General features: G+C 63.6%; 25 protein-coding genes. 11 read left to right on the top strand and 14 right to left on the bottom strand.

Translation table 11 applies throughout. The features are described from left to right. Positions 1-186: 186 nt before the first annotated feature. From IWX78_RS00005 to IWX78_RS00015, 3 genes are all read left to right on the top strand, one after another. Complete coding sequence (locus IWX78_RS00005) at positions 187-537, top strand: hypothetical protein (protein ID WP_196831360.1); 351 nt, start codon at positions 187-189, stop codon at positions 535-537. 147 nt (positions 538-684) lie between these two features. Further along, positions 685-1,050, top strand: coding sequence for a hypothetical protein (locus tag IWX78_RS00010; RefSeq protein ID WP_196831361.1), 366 nt, complete (start codon positions 685-687; stop codon positions 1,048-1,050). Between the two features lie 112 nt (positions 1,051-1,162). Next, positions 1,163-1,660 (top strand): VanZ family protein, encoded by a 498-nt coding sequence (locus IWX78_RS00015; RefSeq protein ID WP_196831362.1) that lies wholly within the window; start codon positions 1,163-1,165, stop codon positions 1,658-1,660. A 93-nt stretch (positions 1,661-1,753) separates the two neighbouring features. On the opposite strand, the gene IWX78_RS00020 is transcribed toward IWX78_RS00015, so the two are convergent. Beyond that, on the bottom strand, positions 1,754-2,359 hold the full coding sequence (locus tag IWX78_RS00020) for an arsenate reductase/protein-tyrosine-phosphatase family protein (RefSeq protein ID WP_196831363.1): 606 nt from the start codon (positions 2,357-2,359) through the stop codon (positions 1,754-1,756). A gap of 137 nt (positions 2,360-2,496) precedes the next feature. Here IWX78_RS00020 and IWX78_RS00025 point away from each other — a divergent pair, with 137 nt between their 5' ends. The 3 genes from IWX78_RS00025 (at position 2,497) to IWX78_RS00035 (ending at position 5,765) form a co-directional block, all read left to right on the top strand. Further along, a complete protein-coding gene (locus IWX78_RS00025; RefSeq protein ID WP_196831364.1) occupies positions 2,497-3,264 on the top strand; it encodes an HAD-IIB family hydrolase in 768 nt (255 codons plus the stop codon). Positions 3,265-4,075: 811 nt separating this feature from the next. After that, positions 4,076-4,510 (top strand): YciI family protein, encoded by a 435-nt coding sequence (locus tag IWX78_RS00030; protein ID WP_196831365.1) that lies wholly within the window; start codon positions 4,076-4,078, stop codon positions 4,508-4,510. 4 nt (positions 4,511-4,514) lie between these two features. After that, positions 4,515-5,765: an RNA polymerase sigma factor gene (locus IWX78_RS00035; RefSeq protein ID WP_334684462.1), complete on the top strand. Its 1,251-nt coding sequence runs from the start codon at positions 4,515-4,517 to the stop codon at positions 5,763-5,765. A 98-nt stretch (positions 5,766-5,863) separates the two neighbouring features. On the opposite strand, the gene IWX78_RS00040 is transcribed toward IWX78_RS00035, so the two are convergent. The 13 genes from IWX78_RS00040 to IWX78_RS00100 all read right to left on the bottom strand — a co-directional run bounded on the left by IWX78_RS00040 (position 5,864) and on the right by IWX78_RS00100 (position 18,973). Further along, the gene (locus tag IWX78_RS00040) at positions 5,864-6,550 is read right to left on the bottom strand and encodes a DNA alkylation repair protein (RefSeq protein ID WP_442929195.1); all 687 of its coding nucleotides are present in this window, start codon (positions 6,548-6,550) and stop codon (positions 5,864-5,866) included. 63 nt (positions 6,551-6,613) lie between these two features. After that, positions 6,614-7,321, bottom strand: a complete 708-nt coding sequence (locus IWX78_RS00045; protein WP_196831366.1) for a spermidine synthase — start codon at positions 7,319-7,321, stop codon at positions 6,614-6,616. A gap of 65 nt (positions 7,322-7,386) precedes the next feature. Then, positions 7,387-7,842, bottom strand: coding sequence for a hypothetical protein (locus tag IWX78_RS00050; protein WP_196831367.1), 456 nt, complete (start codon positions 7,840-7,842; stop codon positions 7,387-7,389). A gap of 3 nt (positions 7,843-7,845) precedes the next feature. Further along, positions 7,846-8,343 (bottom strand): hypothetical protein, encoded by a 498-nt coding sequence (locus IWX78_RS00055; protein WP_196831368.1) that lies wholly within the window; start codon positions 8,341-8,343, stop codon positions 7,846-7,848. 192 nt (positions 8,344-8,535) lie between these two features. Next, entirely contained in the window at positions 8,536-8,730 is a 195-nt protein-coding gene (locus tag IWX78_RS00060) for a hypothetical protein (RefSeq protein WP_196831369.1), read from the bottom strand. A gap of 355 nt (positions 8,731-9,085) precedes the next feature. Then, positions 9,086-10,420, bottom strand: a complete 1,335-nt coding sequence (locus IWX78_RS00065) for an HNH endonuclease signature motif containing protein (protein ID WP_196831370.1) — start codon at positions 10,418-10,420, stop codon at positions 9,086-9,088. A gap of 313 nt (positions 10,421-10,733) precedes the next feature. Continuing rightward, positions 10,734-11,798, bottom strand: a complete 1,065-nt coding sequence (locus tag IWX78_RS00070; protein ID WP_196831371.1) for an acyltransferase family protein — start codon at positions 11,796-11,798, stop codon at positions 10,734-10,736. A gap of 12 nt (positions 11,799-11,810) precedes the next feature. Next, positions 11,811-13,106: a UDP-glucose dehydrogenase family protein gene (locus IWX78_RS00075; RefSeq protein ID WP_196831372.1), complete on the bottom strand. Its 1,296-nt coding sequence runs from the start codon at positions 13,104-13,106 to the stop codon at positions 11,811-11,813. 124 nt (positions 13,107-13,230) lie between these two features. Next, complete coding sequence (locus IWX78_RS00080; RefSeq protein WP_196831373.1) at positions 13,231-13,764, bottom strand: sortase; 534 nt, start codon at positions 13,762-13,764, stop codon at positions 13,231-13,233. Between the two features lie 66 nt (positions 13,765-13,830). Next, positions 13,831-15,639, bottom strand: a complete 1,809-nt coding sequence (locus IWX78_RS00085; protein ID WP_196831374.1) for a DUF4012 domain-containing protein — start codon at positions 15,637-15,639, stop codon at positions 13,831-13,833. A gap of 45 nt (positions 15,640-15,684) precedes the next feature. After that, complete coding sequence (locus IWX78_RS00090; RefSeq protein WP_196831375.1) at positions 15,685-16,662, bottom strand: GDP-L-fucose synthase family protein; 978 nt, start codon at positions 16,660-16,662, stop codon at positions 15,685-15,687. After that, positions 16,662-17,693, bottom strand: a complete 1,032-nt coding sequence (gene gmd, locus IWX78_RS00095) for a GDP-mannose 4,6-dehydratase (protein ID WP_196831376.1) — start codon at positions 17,691-17,693, stop codon at positions 16,662-16,664. Before gmd ends, IWX78_RS00090 begins: the two co-directional genes overlap by 1 nt. Next, on the bottom strand, positions 17,690-18,973 hold the full coding sequence (locus IWX78_RS00100; protein WP_196831377.1) for a glycosyltransferase: 1,284 nt from the start codon (positions 18,971-18,973) through the stop codon (positions 17,690-17,692). Before IWX78_RS00100 ends, gmd begins: the two co-directional genes overlap by 4 nt. A gap of 51 nt (positions 18,974-19,024) precedes the next feature. Between IWX78_RS00100 and IWX78_RS00105 the strand changes: the two genes are divergently transcribed. From IWX78_RS00105 to IWX78_RS00125, 5 genes are all read left to right on the top strand, one after another. Continuing rightward, positions 19,025-19,642 carry an acetyltransferase gene (locus IWX78_RS00105; RefSeq protein WP_196831378.1) on the top strand — a complete coding sequence of 206 codons (618 nt, stop codon included), beginning with the start codon at positions 19,025-19,027 and terminating at the stop codon, positions 19,640-19,642. Then, positions 19,639-20,763, top strand: a complete 1,125-nt coding sequence (locus tag IWX78_RS00110; RefSeq protein WP_196831379.1) for a glycosyltransferase — start codon at positions 19,639-19,641, stop codon at positions 20,761-20,763. Before IWX78_RS00105 ends, IWX78_RS00110 begins: the two co-directional genes overlap by 4 nt. 124 nt (positions 20,764-20,887) lie before the next feature. Further along, positions 20,888-22,129: a polysaccharide pyruvyl transferase family protein gene (locus IWX78_RS00115; protein ID WP_196831380.1), complete on the top strand. Its 1,242-nt coding sequence runs from the start codon at positions 20,888-20,890 to the stop codon at positions 22,127-22,129. Then, entirely contained in the window at positions 22,119-23,246 is a 1,128-nt protein-coding gene (locus tag IWX78_RS00120; protein ID WP_196831381.1) for a glycosyltransferase family 4 protein, read from the top strand. Before IWX78_RS00115 ends, IWX78_RS00120 begins: the two co-directional genes overlap by 11 nt. Beyond that, a complete protein-coding gene (locus IWX78_RS00125) occupies positions 23,239-24,330 on the top strand; it encodes a hypothetical protein (protein WP_196831382.1) in 1,092 nt (363 codons plus the stop codon). Before IWX78_RS00120 ends, IWX78_RS00125 begins: the two co-directional genes overlap by 8 nt. Positions 24,331-24,383: the final 53 nt, after the last annotated feature.

The following is a 24,383-nucleotide window of genomic DNA, read 5'->3' on the forward strand; positions in this document are numbered from 1 at the left end:
CGAGGCGGTGATCCTCCCAGAACTCGCCGCCGCATAAGCTAGAAGCACTGACCCGCACGGTGTCGAGAAATTCCACCACTCAGCGGGACGTCACCTTCACGGTCCGCAGCGTGGGCCCAGTGAAGTTCTCCCCCAGACCCTGGGCGATCCTCGTTACCGCAACGACTGACTGCCAGGGGGCATCTCATGGAACGCATTCATTACGCCGGAACCTCTTTTCTTACCGGCGACCTCATCGCTCGAGCTTTCGTCGGGTATGCACGCTTCCTGTCAGCGCACCGCATCTCGGCAGCTGTCACCATCCCGGTGCGTCACCCCGATGGCACAACAGGTCGAGCGAACTTTCTCCTCGGCCCGACCAGCGAACTGGTGTCGGTATCCGAGTCGTCCGACCTCGACAGCGAGCTCCTCGACCTCCCGCTGGTCGACGAACTGCGCGAGTTGACGAACGGGATGCGAACAGGGCAGGCAGGCCCGATGCTCGCCAAGCCCTCGCTCGACTCATTCACCCCGAGCGAGCTCGCGGAGATGGCCTGACCAGCCCCCACAGACCATCGCTGGCTCGTGAGTACAGCTTCGACGGCCGCCCCGCCTGCCGATGCTGCCGGGCCAGCGATGCTCATTTCGGCGGCCCATGGTGGCGCGACACGATCAACCATCAGCGCAGCGTGGAACAATGGCATCGTGACCGAATCCTCTCCCGAACTCGACGGCTATGAGCCGGGCGACGGTCGACCCCTCGCCTCTCGACGGATGCTGCGCCCCGCGCGGTATCTCATCGTGCTGGGGATTCTCGGACTGGTGCTGCCCAGCATCCTCGTGACGACATCGACGGCCACCAACACCGCCGACCGCAGCTGCAGCATCGTGGTGGCGCGCGATGCCCCCTTCGCCACCGGCTTCGACGCCCGGTTCGAGCTCGTCGGCCCGGACGGGCCGTCGTGGTATTGCTATGCGCAGGTGCGCGACGACGACGACTTTCGCGTCGCATCGCTCGGGCTCATTCCCGGCTCGCCCCCGGCGCCGGACCCGGGCATCATCAACACCTGAACGTCGTCATCGCCCAGCGCACGATCACCCACGCACGGGTGCGCTGCCCGGGTTTACACTCGACTCACACGGTCATCGCGGATCATCCAGCCCCCGATGCATCGGAGACCGCATGACGATCACCACCCGACTCCGTCGGACCACCACCACGGCCGCGATTCTCTACGCCGTCGCGCTGCTGCTGATCGCGTTCTGGCCGACACCGGTCGACCGTCCCGCCTCCGGTTTCCTCAGCCGACTTCTCTCCTGGCTCGCCGACCGTGGCCTCGGCTTCATCACCTATGACGTGATCGAGTCGTTCGCGAATGTGCTTCTCTTCATTCCGGCCGGCCTGCTGCTTGTGGTGCTTCTCGGGGTGCAGTGGTGGTGGCTGAGCATCCTGGGTGGGATCGCGGCATCCGTCGCCATCGAGATGGGGCAGCACCTGTTTCTGGCTGGCCGGTTCGCCACGATCGACGACGTCTACGCCAACACGATCGGAGCCGTCGTCGGCACGGTGATCGGGGTGGTCGCCCTGCTGCTCGCAGGCCGTGCCGACGTCACCCGGCATCGGCGCGCGCAGGCGCAGCATCGGGTGCGTGCGCGGCGGGTGCCTACCCAGACCCCGTGAGCGGATGCCGCGGGTCGCGGTGGGTTCGCGGCGTGCGTCTTCGCGGCGCTGCCGGCCGCTGCTCACTGCTGCTTGCCGCTGCTTCGCGGCGTTCTACCGGGTGAGCGTGAGTGCGCGTCGGAACAGGACGAGTGCCGCGTCGACCGCGGGTCGCAGCTCAGCGCCCGTTCGCTCGTAGATGTCGGCGGTGCGGCGGTACGGGTCGATGATGTCGTCATCGTCCGGGGTGTGAGCAGGCCCGACCATCCCACGCATGGCGGCGACCACCGTCACGGTTGCAGACAGGCGACCGGCGGCATCCTCGAGCGGGAGTTCCGCTGCAGGCGCCAGGTCCTCGTCTGTGATCTCGGCAGCGATCCGGGCGAACTCGCGGAGAGTGAACGTGCGACGCGCGGCTCGCGGCTCGAATTCAACGACCGACCTGCGGTGTTCGCGCGACATCGCGAACACGAGTTGGGCATCCGCCACGTGCTGGGCGTTGAGTTCGCGCGCGACGTGACCGGCGGCATCCGTCACGCCGAACCGAGCGGCGAGTTCGGCGGACTGAGGGTCCATCGGGGATCCGATCATGCCGATGGTTCCTGCGCTCGAGACGCGTACATCGGCGACATCGGAGAGCCCGGCGCGCAGAAGCTGCTCGGCCAGGGGCGAGCGGCAGATGTTACCCGAGCACACGGTCAGGATGGAAAAGTCTGGCATTGTCGCTCCGCTACACGCCGTGTCGGGATTCGGCGCGCCCCCAGTTTTGCATATTCGGGGTGCTGTTCTCCGACCCCGTCGGCTCCCTGCCGCTGACCGTCGACATTCGCACGGCGAATGCTTGCAAGAATGGACGTATGCCTCACACCCGACTGGTCGCATTCGACCTCGATGACACCCTTGCCCCGTCGAAGTCACCGATGGACCCGCGAATGTCGCAGATCCTCGCCGACCTGCTCGACGTCGTGCCGGTCTGCATCATCTCGGGTGGACAGTTCGCGCAGTTCAAGATGCAGGCGATCGACAACCTCCCGAAAGCGGGTGCGGCGCACCTCGAGCGCCTGCACCTGATGCCGACGTGTGGAACGCAGTACTTCCGCTTCGAGAACGACGAGTGGGCACAGATCTACGCCGAGAACCTGACGGAGGACGAGAAGTCGCGTGCCCTCGCCGCCATCGAAGCGCGGGCGAAGGAGCTCGGGTTCTGGGAGTCAGAGACCTGGGGTCCGATCCTCGAGGACCGCGGATCGCAGATCACGTTCTCGGCGCTCGGGCAGTCGGCGCCGGTGCCGGTGAAGCAGGAGTGGGACCCGACCGGAGAGAAGAAGAACACCCTGCGGGAGGCTGTCGCGGGCGACATCCCGGATCTCGAGGTGCGTTCAGGCGGGTCGACGTCTGTCGACATCACCCGCAAGGGCATCGACAAGGCCTACGGCATGAAGAAGCTGGCCGAGCTCACCGGCATCCCGCTCGATGACATGCTCTTCATCGGCGACCGGCTCGACGAGAACGGCAACGACTACCCGGTGAAGGCACTCGGAGTGCGGTGCGAGGCCGTCGACGACTGGGAAGACACCGCACGACTCGTGTCTGAGCTCATTCCGCAGTTGCGGGCGTCTGCGTAGGTTCGTTTCGTTCGTTCGTTCGTTCGTTCGTTCGGTTTCGGTCGTTCGGTCGTTCGTTCGGTCGTTCGTTCGTTCGGTCGTTCGTTCGGTTTCGGTTTCGGTTTCGGTTTCGGTTCGTCCGCCGCCTCCGTCGGGTTCTGGTCCCGGATGCCGACACAACCGACGGATGGGCGGCATCCGTTCTGTGCACCTCGACTCATCCGTCGCCTCCGCGGATTTCCTGGCACGCAAACCGACACAACCGACGGATGGGCGGCATCCGTTCTGTGCACCTCGACTCATCCGTCGCCTCCGCGGATTTCCTGGCACGAGAACCGACACGACCGACGGATGAGTTGACAGTGTCGGCCACCGCACGGATTCATCCGTCACCTCCGTCGTCGCTTCTGCGGGTTCCGGGATCCGGATGCCGACCCACGCGACGGAAGGGCGGCATCCGTTCTGTGCACCTCGACTCATCCGTCGCCTCCGCGGATTTCCTGGCGCGCAAACCGACACAACCGACGGATGAGTTGACGGGGTCGGCCACCGCACGTATTCATCCGTCGCAAATGCCCAATGTCCAGCATCGAACCCGACAGGCGCGACGGATGAGTGCCGCGACGCACGCCGCACGCCGACGACGACGCACGCCGCACGCCGCAAGACGCACGCACGACGCCGAATGCCGGATGCCGGACGCCGAACGACGACCGGATGGCCCGCCGAACTTTTTTCCGGTATTTTCCGGAGTGATGTCGATTCGGCGATCTCCCGTTCGACGCATGAGTAGAAGGACGCACACAGCGGCCTCGAAAACAAGGAGAACACCATGAAGTTCATGCTGATCATGCGCTCGACCGCCGAGGCGAAGGCAGCCTACGAGAACGTCGACTTCGAGCAGATCATCAACGCGATGGGCGCATACAACGAGGAGCTCATGAAGGCGGGCGTGCTGCTCGCCGGCGAAGGACTCGCCGACGACCTCGCCGAAGCGTTCGTCGTCGACTTCGCGTCGGAGACACCGATCGTGACCGACGGCCCGTACGGAGAAGTCCACGAGCTGTTCAACGGTTTCTGGATCCTCGAGGTCGCGAGCAAGGAAGAAGCCGTGCAGTGGGCGACCCGTTGCCCGCTCGGCCCAGGCAGCAAACTCGAGGTGCGTCGTGTCACCGACATGAGCGACTTCGCAGACTTCGCCGACAACGAGTTCCTGCAGAAAGAAGAGGGCTGGCGCGACGAGCAGCAGGCCAGGCAGGCGAAGTAGGCCCGTGTCCCAGCCGCCCGACATCCGTCGCACGGTCGACGCCGTCTGGCGCATCGAGAGTGCACGCATCGTTGCGACACTCGCCAAGATGACGGGCGACCTCGGCCTCGCTGAAGACCTCGCCCAGGAGGCGGTTCTCGACGCACTGCAGCAGTGGCCAGAGTCGGGCGTCCCGCGCAATGCGGGCGCCTGGCTCACGGCCGTCGCCAAGCGCAAGGCCATCGACGGCTGGCGCCGGCGCGAACGGCTCGACGATCGTTATCGTGCGATGGCCAACGACCTCGCACAGACGACGGATGCCGACTGGCAGCCCATCGACGACGACGTGCTCCGGCTGGTCTTCACGGCGTGCCACCCCGTGCTCTCGCGCGAGGCGCAGGTCGCGCTCACCTTGCGAACGGTCGCCGGGCTCACCAGCGACGAGATCGCCCGGCTGCTGCTCGTGCCGGTCGCGACGGCGCAGCAACGGATCGTCCGCGCGAAGAAGACGCTCTCGGCGGCCCGCGTTCCGTTCGAGACACCCGAACCGAATGAGTGGGGTCCGCGCCTCAGCGCTGTGCTCGGCGTCGTCTACCTGCTTTTCACCGAGGGCTACGCCGCGACATCCGGTGAGCGATGGATCCGAACCGATCTCGCGCATGAAGCCCTTCGCCTCGGCCGGGTGCTCGCCGGCCTGCTTCCCCGCGAACCCGAGGCACACGCCCTCGTCGCCCTCATGGAGTTCCAGGCGTCGCGTTTCGCGGCGCGCACCACCGCAGACGGAGCGCCGGTCCTGCTCGCCGACCAGGACCGGTCGCGCTGGGATCGCACTCAGATCGCACGCGGAACTGCGGCCCTCGAGAGGGCGGATGCTGTCGGTCGCGGACGAGCAAGCTACGGTCTGCAGGCGGCCATCGCCCAGTGCCATGCGATCGCGTCGAGCGTCGATGCCACTGACTGGGAACGCATCGTGCTGCTCTACGAGGCGCTCGGCCGGCTGGCCCCGAGTCCGATCGTGGAACTCAACCGGGCCGTCGCGGTGTCGATGGCAACCGGCCCGGCGAACGCGCTCCGCATCGTCGACCGGTTGACCTCAGACGGCGCCCTGCGCGGCTCGCACCTGCTGCCGAGCGTGCGTGGTGAGCTGCTCGCCCAGCTGGGGCGCACCGATGAGGCGCGGTCCGAACTGCTGACCGCAGCCGGGCTCACCGCCAACGAGCGCGAGCGCGCCGTGCTGCGCGCCAAGGCCGCGGCGCTGGTGAGCCCTGAGCTCTGAGCTCTGATGAGCGATCGAGAATGCAGTAGAGGCGCAAAAACGAGGTGTTCTCGAACCACAACTGCAGTCTTGATCGATCCTCAGTCGGGCCCGGTGGATTACTCCAGCGTTTGCCGGCGAACGATCTCGTTGATCCAGATCGGCGCAAACGGAGAGGTGCAGCCGGGCGGCGTCGGGTAGTCCTTGAGCACCTCGAGTCGCTCCCCGATGCTGAGCGCACGAGCCCTCAGGTCGGGGTGATGGATGCCGATGGCGGCGAGACACTCATTCATCGCCCACTGCAGGCGGACGGGAGCATCCTTCATCTCGGCTTCGATGAGATCAAGAAGGGCGGGCAGGTCGAGGCCGTCTGGTGCCTTGCCGACGCGGTCGCTGGTCAGCGCCCAGCCAGCGCTCGCGACGACCGGGTCGGCATCCGCGAACCATGTCACACGCAACTCTTCGACATGCGGGTTCTTCTTGACGATGTAGTTGACGAGCCAGTCGTGCACCTTCGGCACGCGGGCTTCGCGGAGCATGGTGTCGAGTTCCGCCGCGGAGTAGAGCTTGGGGCGGCTGATCAGCAGCGCAACGAGCCGGGCAGCGGTGTCGCCGGTCTGCCACAGATCGCGGGCGAGCTCGTGCTGGATCTTGAGGTTCTTGGCCACCCCGCGCAGCTTGGTGAGGTTGACGCCGTGGTCGTCTCCGTGGCGTTCGTTGACCGCGCGAATCTTGGGATCTTCGAGGGCAGCCAGCTCAGCCATCACCTCAGGAACGATGGCCTGGGTCACGGTCGTCGTCGCCACAGAGATCTCCTCGCTTGTCGATCTCAGCTTACGACGACGGGGTGACACCGGCCAGGCGAGCCTCTAGCCGCGGGCGTCGGATGCCACGTAGACGGTGTTCGCGGACTGCCCGCCGGTCAACGGGTTGGCAAACGACACCACGTGGGCGTCGACCGTTCCGAAGACCTCGCCGAGAACCGCCGTGTACGCGTCGTCGGGCGGATCGTCCGACCAGAGTGCGAAGGCCCCACCTGGCTTGAGATGCGCAGCAGCCTCGCGGATGCCCTGCACCGTGTAGAAGCCGGCAGAGTTGTCGTTGAGCAGGTGGCGCGGCGAGTGGTCGATGTCGACGAGGATCGCGTCGAACAGCGAATCGGATGCCGGTTCGCGGCGCATCAACGCGAAGAAGTCGTCGTGGACGAGGCGGGTGCGGGCATCCGTCACAATCGGCGTCGAGACCGGGAGGAGCTCGCGTTTGTGCCAGTCGATGACGGCATCCAACGCGTCGACGACGGTCATCGCGGCGACGCGTGCGTGAGTGAGAACGGCTTCGGCGGTGTAACCGAGTCCGAGGCCACCGACGACGACGGTGAGGTCGTCGCCCGCGACGGCGGCGAGGCCGAGATGGGCGAGCTCGATCTCAGCGACCGGGAACAGGCTCGACATGAGGAACTCGTCGCCGAGCTTGACCTCGTAGATGTCGACGTCGAGCGCAGGGTCGTGGCGACGGCGCAGGCTGACATCGCCCAGCGGAGTCTCCTGCCAGGCCAGTTCTTCGAATCGCGCGATCATCGGATGCCGGCGGGGTCACGGAAAATGCGCATCCCCTATCGTCGCACCTTGGGGGTCCTCGACGATCAGCCCCAGTCGATGAACTCCTGATAGTTGGGGTCGTCGCCCGGCTTGAAAATGCTCGAACCGAAGTGCGGGAACTCCACCTCTCCGATCGTTCCGTCGAGGAGACAGTACGACCAGGACGCACCATCGGGATTGAAATGTCCGTGCGGATTCGGGTTCGGATCGAATTCGTCGATGACCACCCACCATCGTCCGTCGTCGCGCAGGTAGACCTGGTCGAGGTTGTACACCCTCTCGACCGGTTCGTCACCGAAGGGGCTGGGTTGCAGCGTTCGGGCGGCGCACAGCGCAAAGGCGTCGAAGTCGGTGAGCGGATCCGTCGGTACTCGCGGCGGCACGGTCGGCTGGGCCGTCACCGTCACCGTCGTCTCTGGCCCTGGGACTTCCTGCGTGGTGCATCCGACGAGGAGGATGCCGCAGGCGACCGCAAGTGCGATGGCCGTTGCAACCTTCACGGGTCACTCCTCCGTCGGGCACGCCGGAGCGCGCGGGTCTGTAGCCGTGAAAAGCTCGATCGCCGAGAGATCTGACAGGTCATCGTCTGGCTTCGGGCCGGAACAATAGCCTCCAGCGAACCAGGTGACGTCTGCGAGGGTGCCGTCGAGAGCACAACGACCCCAGGCCTCAGTTCCCAGGCCACCGTCAGCTGCATCGGGCGAGGTATCGGTGCGCTTGAACAGCACGTACCAACCGTATTCGTCTGTGCGTTCGATCGTCGCACCCCCGAAAGGCGTGATTGTGGCGGTATAGCGCCCCTGGAGAGGCGGATGATGGATGCGGGCGGCGCAGAGCGCATACGCATCCAACGCGTCGATGGCTGTGTCAGAGCCGCGGGGTTCGAGCGGAGCAGCAGTTGCGGTCGCGGTCACCGTCGGCCCAGGAACTGCAATCGTCGTGGTGCACGCGCTCAGAAGCAGCGCGGCCGCAAGTACGAGCGAAACACCGACGATGCGCACGCATCCCCCTCAGTCAGACTGAGCTTATGTGCTGCGGACTCGCCTAGACATCACCAGTTGAGGGGTGGCATCCGCTCCGGGAAACGACCGCTGTGGGAATGACCGCGGTAGGCACGAGCGCTGTGGGGCTCGAACGCCGAGTATCATTTCATCGAACTTCAGCGCCGATCGCGCCTCATTCTCCTGAATCGGTCAGCGGCGTGAACGCTCCGCGTGCTCGTCGCGACGTTCGGCGACCTTGAGCAGGTTCACGATGATGAAGCCCGCAGTGGCGAGGAGCGCGGTGTACGTGCCGTGTTCGATAGTCTCGCGGATCGAGCGACCCGGTGAAGCGGTTCGCGAACGGTCCCCATGTCCGATTCGGTGGTGGGTCGAAGAAAGCGCCATTGCTGCTCCTCTGTCGGCGAAACTCATAACCTGAGCATAACTCACGATGTGTTGCTGCGGGCGAAGTGCCCCCTGAATTGGGGACCACGTGGCGCTGGCCTCGACGTCGCCGCGTCGACCCGCGACATCCGCATGTTCACGGCATTTCGCAGCCAGCATTCAGTGCTTATTCAGTTCGTGAGGAGTACTCTTTTCTTATCGAGCGATGGTTTCCGTTGACTTGTCCGGAGCACCGCCGTACTCGACGTAGACACATTCCCCCCAGGACTGCCTGCGAAGAGGAAAAGAGGGCCGCGGCTGAGCCGGGACCCTCTTTTTGATTCTCCAGCCGCCCAGCAGGCAGAGCCCTCCCCCGCTACACCAAGTACGGTTTTCGCGCCATCCACTCGGGCGAGCTGAAGACCGGCACACCCTCGAGCATCTCGATCACCCACTCGCCGAGTTCGATCAGCCGATGGTGGAACCAGCAGAGAAGGACGCCGTTGATGACGTCGGTCGGCCCGCCGTCTGCGTATGCCCGAACGTGATGCCCCTCGCACCCGGATGCCGGAATGCTGCAGTCGCCCCACCCGCAGGTCGGCCCGTCGCGGGCGATCATCGCCTCGCGCTGTGCCCGGGTGAAGGTTCTCAGTTTGTTGCCGAGGGCCACGATCTCACCCTTGGTGTCGAGAACGACCGGTCGGATGCCGGCATCACACATGATCTGCTTGATCGTCGAGTACGCGACCGGGTCGTTCATGCCGACGAGCTTGCCGGTGCCTTCCCGTGCCGTGAGAACCTCGGACGTGACCGAGACGATGACCGTCGGCTCCTCTCCAGAGACCGTCGGAACATCGGCGGAGCGAGCCAGCGAGTCGATCATCGCCGCGAACGCGTCGACGCGCTGCTGACCCGGCGTGCGCAGATCTTTGGGCAGATCACGTTCGGCTTCTTCTTGCTCCGCAAAAAAGCGGGGCGCTGTTCGCGGGCTGATGATGGCCGCGAACAGTGCGTTGAGCTTTGCCGCCACATCGACGGTGAGCCTGCCTCCGAAGGGCACGAGACCGTTCTGACTCGTGCCGATCCACATATCGCGCTCGGCGAACGCTGCCGCGGTCCGCGGCTCGATGCCGTTCTGGTCGAGGGCGTTCTTCCACAGCTTGGCCTGTTCGGCGATCAAATCGGCCGACAACGGCACAGCCGACTCTTTCGACGCACCCGTAGCCTGAGCGACCAGCGCCACCTCTGCCGCGATGAGGTGCTTGACCTCTGCGCGCGGGGCCGCCGCCTGGAGTTCGTGGGTGATGGCATCCGCCGTCTCGACCCCGATCAGCCCGAGACCCAGCGTCTGGCCGACGAGGGGATACAGGGGCGGCAGCGGCGTGCCCGTCTCGGACTCACGCTGCGCGACCATCGCTCCGACCCTGACCAGCCGCGAGGTCGTGCGCGACCCGAACCCGGTGACCCGCTCGAGCAGCTGCGACGCCCGAGCGTAGCCATGCCGCGCCGCCAGGCCTGCCGACCCCCGAGCCCGGTCAGACCGGATCGCCACCTCATTGCTCACGGCCGTGAGCACACCCTCGAGCCTGCGGATGGCCGCCGCGGTGTCTGATGCCAGCGTCAACAACTCGTCGCCGCTCAACTGCGAGAGCGCGGTCAGATCCGCGTTCGTCGGTGAGGTCAGGGCGTCGTCGCCGCTGGAGCTGTTCATACCTCAAGTGAACACCGCACCACTGACATTCGCCGACATCGGGAGCCCCTAAAAGGCCCGGTGGGGACAACTATCCAAAACGGATGCCCTGTGGAGGGATCGCTGCGCGCCCGGAACCGAAACGACGACTGAGCATCGACCTGATGAGGCTGAGCGGGCCGACGGCGCACGCGTGCTGCACTTTCGTGTCGATGCTGCAGTTGCAACTGCAGCATCGACACACAAGTGCAGCATCCGCAGCGAAAACAGGCCAGGCACCCGACGCCCAAAGCGCCCCAGCACCCGTCAGCAACGACGAAACGCCCCCGCACCCTCAGTTCGTCGGCGCCGGCTTGAACATGCGCGCAGTGCTCCCCCGCTTGCGCGCGAGAGCCGGCCGCTCCACGAGCGCACAGCTGAGGAACGCGAGCGGCAGCGTGAAAGCCAGGCTGAGCACGACGAACCAGCCGACCGGCATCCCGGTGCCGAAGACGACGAGAGCGAGCAGTTGCTGCACCGGCCAGCCGTAGATGTAGATGCCGTACGAGATGTCGTAGCGCGCACCGACGCGGTGCAGCGAAAGCGCCGAACCCAGCCGCAGCATCAGCAACACGAACGGGAGCGCGATGAACGCCGCCGCGTACCCGACCAGCACGGCCGCGACGAGAAGCAGCACACAGCCGAGCAGGATCGGCCAGCTCACGTCGATCGAACGCCGGAACAGGTACGCCAGCGCTCCGGCGAAGAAGGCGACGAACAGTGGGAACACCTCGTCGACGCGGGCTCCGAACTGCAGCACGCCCGCGGTGGTCAGCACCACCAGCACCGTCGCGAGACCGAACAGCACGATCACAGCGCCCCGAAGCCACCGCTCCCGCACCACGCTCACCAGCACGCCCACGAGAAGGTAGCAGCAGGCTTCCCAGAACAGGGTCCAGAGAGGGCCGTTCCAGTAGCCGGTGACCGGCAGCCCGAGCAGCGTCGACTCGATGCCCTTCTGCGCCAGGAACTGCGGCGCCAACGGCAGGTTGGTCAGCACATAGGTGAGGGCGCTCGGGAGCGAATACGAGGCATCCGCGGTGAGCAGCACCGAGATCGGCGCGAAGATGAACGCCACGACCAGGATGCAGACGAGAAAGGCGGGCAGGATTCGCAGGGCCCGGTTCCAGTAGAACGATGACGCCGGGCGCCTCGACAGCCGACTGCGGGTGATGAGAAACCCCGAGAGGCCGAAGAACCCGATTACCGCCCAGCCGCCGAGTTCGAGCCCGCCGAGCGAGGGCTGCGGCCCATACCCGCCCAGCAGCCACGAGTGAGAGACGACGACGAGCGACGCGAGGACGAGACGGAACGCGTTGAGCGAGTTCCGCCGCGGGTCGAACCTGCTGTCGAGAGTCATCTCACACGGGCCTCAGCGTCGACCGAGTCCGATGTAGCGCCAGCCGGCTCCGCGCCACGCGACGACGTCGAGGCAGTTGCGACCGTCGACGACGATCGTGTCGTTGACGACGGATGCCAGCTCCACCGGATCCAGCGCCCGGTACTCTTTCCACTCGGTCACCACCACGACGATGTCTGCGCCGTCGAGCGCCTCAGCGGTGGTGCCGAAGGTGAGCTGCGGATGCTTGATCGCCGAGTTCGCCATCGCCTCAGGGTCTGTCGCGATGACATGTGCCCCGAGCCCATGCAGGCGCACGGCCACGTCAAGGGCAGGCGAGTCGCGGATGTCGTCACTCTGCGGCTTGAAGGCCAGGCCGAGCACGGCGACCTTCTTCTGGTACGCGCTGCCGCCGAGGGCATCGACGACGAGTTCGACCACGCGGTCGCGGCGACGCAGGTTGATGGCGTCGACCTCCTTGAGGAAGGCGACGGACTCACCGCGGCCGAGTTCCTCGGCACGAGCGGTGAATGCGCGGATGTCTTTCGGCAGGCATCCGCCACCGAATCCGACGCCGGCGTTCAGGAACTTGCGGCCGATTCGGTCGTCGTAACCGATGGCATCCGCGAGTTCGGTGACGTCGGCACCGGCGACCTCGGCGATCTCGGCCATGGCGTTGATGAACGAGATCTTGGTGGCGAGAAAAGCGTTGGCGGCTACCTTGACGAGTTCGGCGGTGGCGAAGTCGGTGACGACGAGTGGGGTGTCGTTGCCGATGGCCTGGGCGTAGACCTTGTTGAGGATCTCGACCGCGCGGCGGCCCTTCTCGATGCCGTAGACCAGCCGGTCTGGCGCGATCGTGTCTTTGACCGCGTACCCCTCGCGCAGGAACTCCGGGTTCCAGGCCAGCTCGGCGCCGGTCGGCGCAATGATCCCGACCAGCCGCTCAGCGGTGCCGACGGGCACGGTGGACTTGCCGACGACGAGTTCGCCCGGGGCAAGGTACGGCAGCAGGCCGTGAATGGCGCCGTCGACGTAGGTGAGGTCGGCGCCGGTGGAGTTCTTCTGCTGGGGGGTTCCCACCGCGACGAAGTGAACGGCGCTCCCGGCGACATCCGCCATGTCTGTGCTGAAGCGCAGGTTGCCTGCGTCGACGCCCGCAACGAGAAGCTCGGGCAGACCCGGCTCGAAGAAGGGGGCCTTGCCCTGGGCAAGAGCATCGATCTTCGCTTTGTCGACGTCGATGCCGATGACGTCGTGTCCGAGTTTGGCCATGGATGCCGCGTGAACGGCACCGAGGTACCCGCAGCCGATTACCGAGATCTTCATCGTGAGTCCAGACTATGGGGTCGACGCGAGGAAGGCAGACACAGAAAAAGGTCCCAGGCCTGAGCCTGGGACCTTCTTCGGTGTTCAGCGTTTAGAGTTTCCGCTTATGTCGGGTCGCGGTTTTCTAGTCCTGCGAAAGGCGCTGGCGGCGAACGATCGTCATGACGGCGATCAGTGCGGCGCCGAGCGCAAGCGCTCCACCAGCGGTCCAGAGAGCGAGAACAGGAACCTCAGAACCGGTGTCGGGGAGGCCGTCGCCATCGGCGTCGGTTCCGCCGTCAGCTGCAGTGACGGTGAGGGCGGCGGTCTGGATGGTGCCATCCTCGTCAACGCCGGTCAGGTTGTAGGTGCCCGAAGCGTTCTCGGGGAGGACGACATCGACGCTCACGGAGCCATCGGCTGCCGAGGTCTTGTCGGTGCTGAAGGTCGCTGCCTTGAAGGCGGCGAGGGTGACGTTGCCGTTGCCCTCGATGGTGAACGAGATGTTCTGCGCGCCGGCGAATGCGCCCGGTCCGAAGACGACGGTGACGTTGCCACCGGCGACGACGGGGCCTTCGACGGTGACGTCGGAGCCGGAGCCGTAAGCGTTAGCGGCTGCGGGAACGGCGAAGATCGCCAGAACCGCGAGCACGAGTGCTGCGAAAGTTTTTTTGAGCATGTGTGTAGACCCCCAGGACTATTGGTTTTGTCGATCCGACATTGGCGTGTCTCGGTGACACAGTTCTCACCATAGAGGAGATTCGCAGCTAAGCGTTAGCTGCTGTGTTTCGTGACGGTAAATTACCGGAGTCTGTTCGGTGACGACTTCGCTGTCAAACGGCGCGTCCCCCAGGAACCCGAACTCCAGCGTCGTGCTCTCCCCCGGCGCCAGCTCGACCTCGATCTGGCTGACCTGGTATCCCGAGTCGATTGCCGGACGGTACGGAACAACGGCGCCATCACGGGCGACTCCGTAGTTCTGGAGCTCGGGAGTGCCGTACACGTTGACCACGGTCTTGATGCTTCCCTGCGGCACCCCGGAGCTTGATCCAGTCACATACTCCGGCAGCGACTCTGCTGCGTCGGCCGGAGCGTTGTTCGTCAGCGTGACCGTGACCCCATAATTGGGGCGGCCGTCTTGCCTGCAGGTGACCTGGCCATCCGCTACCGCAACGTCGAGGTAGTACCCCATCTTGGCTTCGGTGCCGTCGTTCAGATAGACCCCGAATGGCTGCACGTCACCGGTCTTCTCGGGCAGCTCTCCGGCGAGCGTGGTTTCTGCCAGCTCAGCCTGCTCAGCCTCGACGGCACTCCACAGGTTGATGCGTCGCTCACTACCCGATCTGGCGAGTGCGTCGATGAGCTTCACCGGGTCGAGATTGCCGCTCGCCACCGTGTCGAAGACCGCGGATGCCGCTGCGGCGAAGAAGAGATCCTGCTGAATCGGCTCGCTGTAACGCAGGTAGGCATCCTTCAGGAGAAGTGTCACCGCGTTCTCGGCCGACAGAACATCGCCTGTCGCGAGTGTGATCGGCCCGGTGGCCTCAAGGATGTAGCTCAGAGCCACCGGATCGATCGACAGCACGCCGCTGACCTCGGTGCCGAACTCCAGTTTCCACATCTCCCGAGCCAGCGCTGCCGTGACGGGAAATTGGGGGGTGAGATTGACGTTCTGCATCCACTCGCCCGTGAAATCTCCGTAGAGACTCCGCGTGGAATCGTTCAACGGCAGAACCGGGCTGTCGTAGCGCGGAAAATCGGTGGCCGCCGCTTGCTGCAGAAGGTCGATGGAACCGGATTCGGTGCGCATCAGCGCGAGCGCCCCGGGGATTCCCCCGCTCGCTCGAAGCTCCGCTGGGTTCTGGAACAGTAGGAGAAAATCGCGAGGACCCGATGCTCCGAGCATGTCTGGCACGAGCACGGTTGCGGTTCGAATTGCATCGACAGGCCCGGCGATGGCAGTCAGCTGGTCGTCGAGCTGTGTTCTGGCGTTTCGAACGGGGCCGATCGTTGCCCTCGTGTCGATGTCGGCCATCGACTTCTGGGCCGACTCGACTGCGGTTGCCGCGCGCTCGACCACCGGGCGGGCATCGATCAGAGGCTGGAGGTCAAGGACCCCGTCGACGGGTTTGAAGTCAGCCACCTCGATGGACGTCGCGAGTTCTGTCAGCGGACCGACTGCATCGGTGGAGAGATCGTCGATGACGGCGGCCAACTCGCGGAACGCGGTGAGGTTCGGGCCCGCCCAGGGCGTGAACTCGGCCAGGCGCCAGATCGGGTCGCTCGTCAACGACGCCGCGGCACCGGCATGGTCGTCGAGCAATGCTGCGGTCGAGGAAATCTTGTTGGTCTCCTGCGCGAGCACCTGGTCTTTGAGCGTCGATGCCAACGGTACGGCGGCTTCGAGCTCGTTCTTCGCCATCAGCCCACGGATGCCGACCCAAGCAACACAAAGCACCAGCAACAGGGCCAGCCCCCCGATCACCCAGACCACTGTCCGACGCTTCTTGCGATTGCCGCGTCGCTCTCGACGGGAGGAGGGAGCGGCAGTCATGGCCTCATCCAATCAGGCGCGGCGGGCGTCACCAAACCGCTGCGCTCAGTCGCGCAGCGTGTCGGCGTGCGCGCGGTACCACTCGACGGTGCTCCGCATGCCGTCTTCGAGCCCGATCTGCGCTGTCCAGCCGGCATCGGCAAGCTTCGACACGTCGAGCAGCTTCTGCGGGGTGCCGTCTGGCTTCGAGGTGTCCCACTCAGTCACGCCCGTGAACCCGACGACGCGGGCGATCGTCTCGGCGATCTCCTTGATGGTCACATCGCTACCGGTGCCGACGTTGACCTGCTCCGGTCCGTCGTAGTGCTCCATCAGGTGCAGGCAGGCCGATGCCATGTCGTCGACGTGCAAGAATTCGCGGCGCGGTGAACCGGTGCCCCAGTTGGTGACGGTCTCTGCCCCTGACGCCACTGCCTCGTCGTAGCGGCGGATGAGCGCCGGGAGCACGTGTGAGCCCTTGGGCGAGAAGTTGTCGCCCGGCCCGTAGAGGTTGGTCGGCATCGCAGAGATCCACGGCAGACCGTACTGGCGACGCACCGCCTGCACCTGCAGGATGCCGGCGATCTTGGCGATCGCGTAGGCGTCATTCGTGGGCTCGAGGTGCCCGGTGAGCATGTGCTCTTCTTTGATCGGCTGAGGAGCGAGCTTGGGGTAGATGCAGCTCGAGCCGAGGAACAAGAGGCGTTCGACCCCCGCGGCAACTGCTGCGTCGAGCACGTTGACCTGGATCTGCATGTTCTCGCTGAGAAAGTCGACCGGATACGTGTCATTGGCGAGAATGCCGCCCACCTTGGCCGCCGCGAGAACGACATAGCGGGGTTTGGTTTCTTCGAAGAAGTCGAACACGGCCTGGCGGTTCTTCAGATCGAGCTCGGCCGAGGTGCGGCCGACAAGGCCGGTGAAACCTTCGCTCTCGAGCAACCGCCAGATCGCGGAACCCACCAGGCCACGGTGACCGGCGACGTAGAAGGTCGCAGCGCGATCCAGCGATCCTGGCGTGAACTCGACGTGCTCGGCGGGCATTACTTCGTTCCCCAGCTGGTGAGCTTGGGCGCGTCGATCCAGCTCGTGCCGTCGTGTTTGAGTGACTCGATGTCGGCGTCGACCATGATGCGGGCCAGCTCGGCGGTGTCGACCTCGGGCACCCAGCCGAGAACATCCTTGGCCTTCGACGCGTCGCCGACGAGAGCGTCGACCTCGGTGGGGCGCAGGTAGCGCTCGTCGAACCGGACGTGCTTCTCCCAGTCGAGCCCGGCGCGGCTGAACGACGCTTCGACGAAGTCGCGCACGGTGAAGCTGCCACCGGTGGCGAGCACGAAGTCGTCAGGCTCGTCTGCCTGCAGCATGCGCCACATGCCTTCGACATATTCGGCCGCATAACCCCAGTCACGCACGGAGTCGAGGTTACCGAGGTAGACGACCTCCTGTTTGCCCGCGGCGATCGCCGCGACGGCGCGGGTGATCTTACGGGTCACGAAGGTTTCACCACGGCGTGGGGACTCGTGGTTGAACAGGATGCCGTTGACCGCGAACATGTCGTAGGCCTCGCGGTAGTTCTTGGTGATCCAGTAGCTGTAGACCTTTGCGGCTCCATACGGGGATCGCGGGTAGAACGGGGTCTCTTCGTTCTGCGGTGGTGGGGTGGCGCCGAACATCTCGGAGCTCGAGGCCTGGTAGAAGCGGCAGTGGATGCCAGACATCCGCACGGCTTCAAGGAGACGCACGGTGCCGGTGCCCGTGGTGTCTGCCGTATGTTCGGGCTCGTCGAACGAGACACGCACGTGCGACTGCGCTGCGAGGTTGTAGACCTCGTCCGGACGGATCTCGCTGAGCAACGTGACCATGCGAGCGCCGTCGCTGAGGTCACCGTAGTGCAGGAAGAGTTTGGCCGTCGGATCATGCGGGTCGACGTAGAGGTGGTTGATGCGTGAGGTGTTGAAGGTCGATGCCCGGCGGATGAGACCGTGGACCTCGTAGCCCTTCGCGAGCAGCAGCTCGGCGAGGTATGAGCCGTCCTGGCCGGTGATCCCTGTGATCAGTGCACGTTTCGTCACGCATGTCCCCTTATTGTGTCGGGCAGGGGCGCGCCGGCAGCACGACCACGCTTCTCTGCCAGGCTTCTCAACCACTCAGCATACTGATCGATGGCCGCCTCCTCGCCGAGGATCTCGTCGCGGTAGCGGATTCCGTTTTCTCCCAGCCACCGGCATCTCTCCGGGTCGTTCCCCAAAGTGAGCGCTGCCTCGGTCAGAGCGGCCGGGTCACCAGCTTGGACGATCACACCGCCATCCGCTGCGTTCACCTCGCTCGCGGTCGCGCCATTCGCATCTGTCGCTGCCAGCACGGGGCGCCCCGTGCTGAAATACGACGTCAGCTTGCTCGGCACCGCCATCTCAGAGACACCCGGCTTCTCGTTGACGAGGAGGATGTCGGCCGAGGCGAGGGCCGCCTGAAAGTCTGCGTCGCTCAGCGAGTCAATGAACTGGAGCCGCTCAACGCCCTCTCCCCTTTTCTCGAGGTCTGCGCGTCGGCTGCCATTGCCCAACAGAACAAAGCGAAGTGGGAGCTTCTGTTCATCGGCGAGCCGAGCAGCGTTCACCACGTTCTCGAGGCCTTGCTTCGCGCCCATGTTGCCCGCGTGCAGAACGACCGTCTCGTCTGATGACCAGCCGAGGCGTCGCCGAACCGCGAGGACGTCAGGTTCAGGAGCTGGCTCGAGGTGCGTCCAGTTCCGGACAACCTGCACACGCTCGGGGTCCACCCCCAGAGTCTCGGTGATGTAGGACGAGAAACGGGAGTGGATGACGACGACGCCAGACGCCGCCTGCAGAGTGGCCGACTCGACCGCCTTCATCACTCGAGCGACTGTGCCGCCACCGGCTCCTGTTTCGGTGACTCCCAGACTGTAGATGTCTTGCACCCACACGACGATGGCGGGCCGCCGGCGGCTGAGGCGGGCTCGAATCGACGCGATCGCCGTGGCGAACAGTGCTGGTGACACGAGTACGACAACGTCAGGCTTGCCCCACCGAGCGAATGCGAGCCGGAGCCCGAAGGTGATCTCTGACAGCAAACGGCGGATGCCATCCGGCTTGCTCGGCATGTAGTGAAGAAAGCGTGTAACAGCGACCTCATCGATGTCTTCGCGTCGCGTCCACTGCCCGTAACCTTCCCGAAACTCCCATTCGGGATAGTGGGGATGCGCGGTATAGACACGCACAGGCATCCCTCTCTTTCGCAATCCGCGCGCGAAGGACCCCATGTACGGGGAGATGCCTGTCGGCTCGGGCGGATAGTTCAGCCCTAGAATTGCTACGCGAGGAGTCGAAACCATGTGGCGAGACTATTCGATAAAAAGTCTGAACAACGTACGGGGGATACGGTGATGCACGACGAGCCGCTGAACTCCGAAGACATTCCGGTGATCAATCTGGCGGACGCTCCAGGCGAGCGCGAAGCCTGGGACCGCCCACGAGCTGTCGTGTATCTGTGGGCGATCTGCGAGTTGCTCTTCGTGACGAACGCCTGGCAGATCAGCTCGGCGCTTAGGGTCTGGATTCTCCGCAAATTCGGCGCAGAGATCGGTCAGGGCGTGATCTTCCGTCCACGGACGCGCGTCAAGTTCCCGTGGAAGCTGCATATCGGCGACCGCTCCTGGATCGGTGAAGGCGTCTGGTTCCACAATCAAGACCACATCTACGTCGGGTATGACGTGGTTATCTCGCAGGAGACCTTCCTAACCACCGGAAGTCACGCGCACAGGAGAGACATGGCGCTCGTCACAAAGCCGATTTGGATCAGAGAGGGTGTGTGGTTGACGTCTCGATGTGTTGTGCTTGGCGGGAGCGACGTAGGCAGGTCTGCGGTGATTGGCCCAAATACGGTAGTGCGCGGGATCGTCGAAGCGAACACGGTTGTGTCAAGCAGCGCGCTGACTACGGTTGGGCGTCGGTTTCCATCCACGCGTAGCGCCGCTGATGCAACGATGAGGGGTACCGGTTGAAAATACTTCAGGTAGTAACTCTTCTCTCGCCGGACGGCGCCTACGGGGGCCCGCTCCGAGTAGCCATGAACCAAGCGCGCGCCCTGACCTCGCTCGGCCACGAGGTCACTATCGCTGCAGGGGTCCGAGGATACGCCGGAGCTCATCCAAAGGCGGACGGCTTCCATGACTTGAAGCTCTTTCCGGCTCACTTTCTTACGCCTCAACGCCGCTTCGCGGCCATATCGGCGCCCTCGTTGATTTCCTTCGTAAGGAGAACGTCGCGGTATTTCGACGTCGTTCACGTTCACATGGCGCGGGACTTGATAACGCTCCCGGCAGCAATCGCGTTGCGATCTAGCCCCACTCCGTTCATCCTTCAATGCCATGGGATGATCGGCATCTCTTCTCGAGTTAGCGCGCGATTTGTCGACTTCTTTGTTCGACGTTCGCTTACGGCTGCGGCTCGCGTCCTCTATTTGACCGAAGACGAACGCCAGTCGTTAGAGGCGATTTCGAACTATGGCGCGTCCCTGACGCTGCTCCTGAATGGTGTTCCCCAAACGGAAGCAATGCCAGCGCCCAGTGTCCCCGAAGTACTTTTCCTAGCCCGTCTGCAGGAGCGTAAGCGCCCGGTTGCTTTCGTGGAGATGGCGCGCACTCTCCTCGACGACGGCGCAAAGGCAACGTTCACCCTCGTTGGCCCCGACGAAGGTGAGGGCGACGCGGTCCGCCTTGCTATCAGGGCGTCTGGACATAGCAAATCGATTGTGTGGGAGGGAAGTTTGCCGCCAGCAGACACACTTGGCAGAATGTCATCGGCATCGATCTACGTCCTGCCTTCGGTAAACGAAATCGTGCCGATGTCGGTTCTCGAGGCTATGTCGCTAGCCCGCGCGGTTGTCATTACCGACTCAAATGGGCTTGCGCCCATCGTTCGTGCGGCACATGCGGGAGTAGTCGTCGACACGAGCCAAGAATCGTTGGTTGATGGAGTACGACAGCTACTGTCGTCGCCCCAGCTTGCCGCCCAGCTTGCCCACAATGCTCATGAACTGATCACCCGAGACTTTTCCATCGAATCGATCGCGCGCGTTCTGGAAGAGATCTACCTCCAGAGCATCGAACCAAAGTCGCGCTAGAGATTGCATTATCGGCGGCGAGCTAGCGTCGCCGCCCCGGAGTGACAGGTGCGAAAGGTCGCCCCAGTAATATCGACCTGGACGATGGTGTCGGTACGGATCAGACTCGACAGAGGTATACAACATGCAGACACCATCGGCCAACCGCGCTCTAATCGTGAACGCCTACTCCTATCGAAATGCTGGGGACGCGGCGATCATGCTCTCGACCGCGGAGCTCATGCGCGATCTCGGAGCTACCTCTGTGGGCTTGGCTACGCGTTACGAAGAGGACCGCGACAGCTACCATGCGTGGGGCATCTCAACGTTCGCTCCGCTGGTAGCGTTTCCAGCCAGAGGTGGTTCATCTGGATTGGCCAGGCTAGTGCGCTTCGCTTCCAGTGCACTATTAACATGCGCGGTCGTGTTCCTGCTCGGCCCGTTCCTTAATTCCTCGACCGCCCGAAGAGCTTTGTCCGCTATACGTCCCCGACTTCGGCCACTTCTCAGCGCGAATACTGCCGTCGTTGCCGGGGGCGGATACCTATACTCGTCCCGTCGCCGCGTCAACCTCTCGCTAATTCACAGTTGTTTGAGCATATGGATCTGCCGAGTTGTTGCCCCGAAATGCCTGATGATGCCCGCGTCCATTGGTCCCGTGACTCGTCGATCCGATGCGTGGCTCATTGGAGCGTCGCTTCGCGGAGTCCAGCCCGTGGTCCGAGAATTTGAGTCGCTAACCGCGTCCACCCACCCTCCGAAGCTGTCAAAGCCCAGGCTCTGTCCTGATGTTGCTTTCTACGGATTGGGCAATGTCGACGGAGACATCGATCACGAGTTGAGGACTCCCGCGGGCGGGACCAGCGGCCCATTGGTACGTATTGTCGCACTCGATTGGTCGTGGTCTGGCTCAGTCCGCAGCGCAGACTTCGATAGGTATGTGAGGGCCATGGCGTCGCTTTCAAATCAACTCAACGCCGCCGGGATGCGAGTCGAGTTGGGCGGGCATTCCGCCATTCCCGAACATGGCCAAGATGACGTTGCGGTCTGTCGCGAAATCGCCGAGCTCTGTGACTTTCCAGTCCAAGTTGACGAGGACTGCGAAGTCTCGCACCTTTGGGCTCGGTACGGTGAGCTCGACCTCGTTATCGGGGCAAGACTGCACAGCTGCATCATGGCCGCTGCCGTGGGCACGCCTGTCGTGGTGCTTGGTTACCAGGAGAAGGCGAAGGGAGTCGCATCGATGATGGGTCCGGGCGTTCCATTCTTTTGGGTTGACGACCTGCCTGTGGAAACTATCGTGCTTGCTGCTAGGGCGACCTTGCAGCAGAGGATGACGGCCTCAACAGAACTCAAGCACAGAATCAGAGCCAGCTATGAGCAGTAACCACCCGAAGCGGGATATCGTGTTCTTCCTCCCAGCGATAAACCCCTATTGGGCAAAACGGCTCGCAGCTCTTAACGAGTCGTCCGATATCAGCTTCGAATGTTGGTTCCTCGCTCGACGTGGTCCCGGCAGGGAATGGGTGGTACCCGACTCCGACCTTCGATTTGTGCACCACTTCTTGCCCAGCAATCCAGTTTCCCGACTAAAGCAGTTGCTTCGTCTCTACGTGCGCGCTAGGCCTACATACATCCTCACATTTCATTTCATGCCATCGCTTTGGCCGAGCATGATTCAACGACTGTTGCCGGGTAAGAAGCTAATTTTCTATGCCGAAAAGACGTGGGACTCTTGGGTAAAGCGAACCCCGGCGAAAGAATTCGCAAAGCGTGTAATCTTCCGTCAAGCCAATGTCATTCTCACCCCGGGGGCGGACGCGGAAGAGTACCTCCTCCCATACTCCGGGAGCAAAACCGTCTTCGGTCGGTTGCCGCATGTCGTCGACGTCGATTATCTGTCACGAGCCAGAGTCGCGCGACCTCACAGACAGACTCCGATCCATGTCCTCTATCTCGGTCGCTTGATCGCGGAGAAGGGTATTCATCACCTGCTAAACGCGCTCGACCTTCTTACCCAGGAAGGTGCTCCAATTACCGTCAGTTTCGTCGGCTCTGGCAACCTCTACGACGAAATCAAGGTGTGGTCAGAAAGCTCTCCGCTTGACGTCAGATTGGAGCAATTTGTTCAGGCGGACAGCCTGAACCGCTTCCTAGCGGAAGCAGACCTTTTGGTGTTTCCCACTCTCGGTGACCCCTATGGACTGGTTGTGGATGAAGCGTTAGCTGCAGGGATCCCTGTCATCAGCTCCGACGCTGCTGGTGAGATTGGTGAACGGCTTGGCACGGACACCGCTCACCCGCGAGGGCTGATCTATCCCTCGGGAGATACAGCTGCCTTGGCTAGCCAAATCGCACTTCTTTGCCAGGATGACCAGATACTCGGGGAAATGGGACGATCCGCAGCGTCATACGCCGATCAAAACAGCACTGTCAACAAGTGGGTGGAATCGATTGAAAGAGCGATACGACCGCGCGGGAGGAAAATAGGCATCGATGGGTGAATCACCAAACTCGAACGCTGCAGACCGGCCGGTGATAATCGTCGAGCCGAACCCGACTGGCCACCGGCTCAGTTACGTTCGCCTTATTGCAGCGGAAGCTCTCGAGCAGGGTCAGCGGGTTGTCTTGTCTACCTCGGAGGGCGCGACTTCCGCCCCCGAATACGAGCTCCATTTAGCTGGTATTTCGGCACGGATCGGAGTAGTTACTACTCCAACGGACCCAACCTCGATTGAAGCGCTGGCGCGAGGCCTCAATGCGGCGTTGACGGTGGTCCCCGACGGTGACCTCTTCGCGATCGAGCTTGCGAAGCGCGGCTTTTGGCGAGGAGGGAAGCTAGCCGTTCTGATCATGCGCGAGAGTGCGCAGCCAAAACGAATACCAGGAACCGTTCGAGTCAGGAGTTGGATCAAACGCACTCTCGTTCGCCGCGCGTCGAAACTGAATGGAGTCCGCATTCTCACGCTCCAGAGCGCTACGTCCTCGCGCCTGGATCCGAAAGCGACCGTGGCAGACCCAGTCGTTCTGCAATGCACTCAAGTCGACATCGCAGGTGCGAGGGGGATGCTGAGCGACCACGCCGATACATACTGGTTTGGAGTGATGGGTGCCGTCACTTCGAGAAAAAATCTCCCGCTTGTCGCTGAGAGTCTCTCAAAGATCGAAAAGGGTTCGGTGGGATTGTTGATTGCCGGGACAATTTCCTCGTCGGTCTTCGAGGAGTCCCTTCCTTGGCTGGAAGCAATGAAGGCGCGAGGACATCCAGTAATGGTGATCGATCGAATACTCTCTGATCCAGAACTCGACGCTCTGGTGACGGCCCTCGACTGCATAGTGCTAGCTCATTCGAACGAAGGCCCAAGCGGGCTCCTAGGCAAGGCGGTAGCCAGCGGGACTCGCGTTGTAGCCGCCGGAGCAAGGAGCCTGCGGCGGGACGTAGCGATTATTGGCGCTGGAGCCAGTTGGGTACCCCTCCGGAGGAGCTCTCTCACCGGAGCCTTTCAAGAGGCTGCGGGGAAGTCGCGACCTAGCCCGAAGATTCTCTCAGCCCCGACAGAGTTCGCGAAGGCCTTCTTATGCTTCTGAATGCGCAGGATTTCCTTATTGCGTCGCGTCCTCAAGCAGGATCGCGGCGCGAA

Source organism: Mycetocola sp. CAN_C7 (assembly GCF_015752285.1).
Classification (GTDB): domain Bacteria; phylum Actinomycetota; class Actinomycetes; order Actinomycetales; family Microbacteriaceae; genus Mycetocola_A.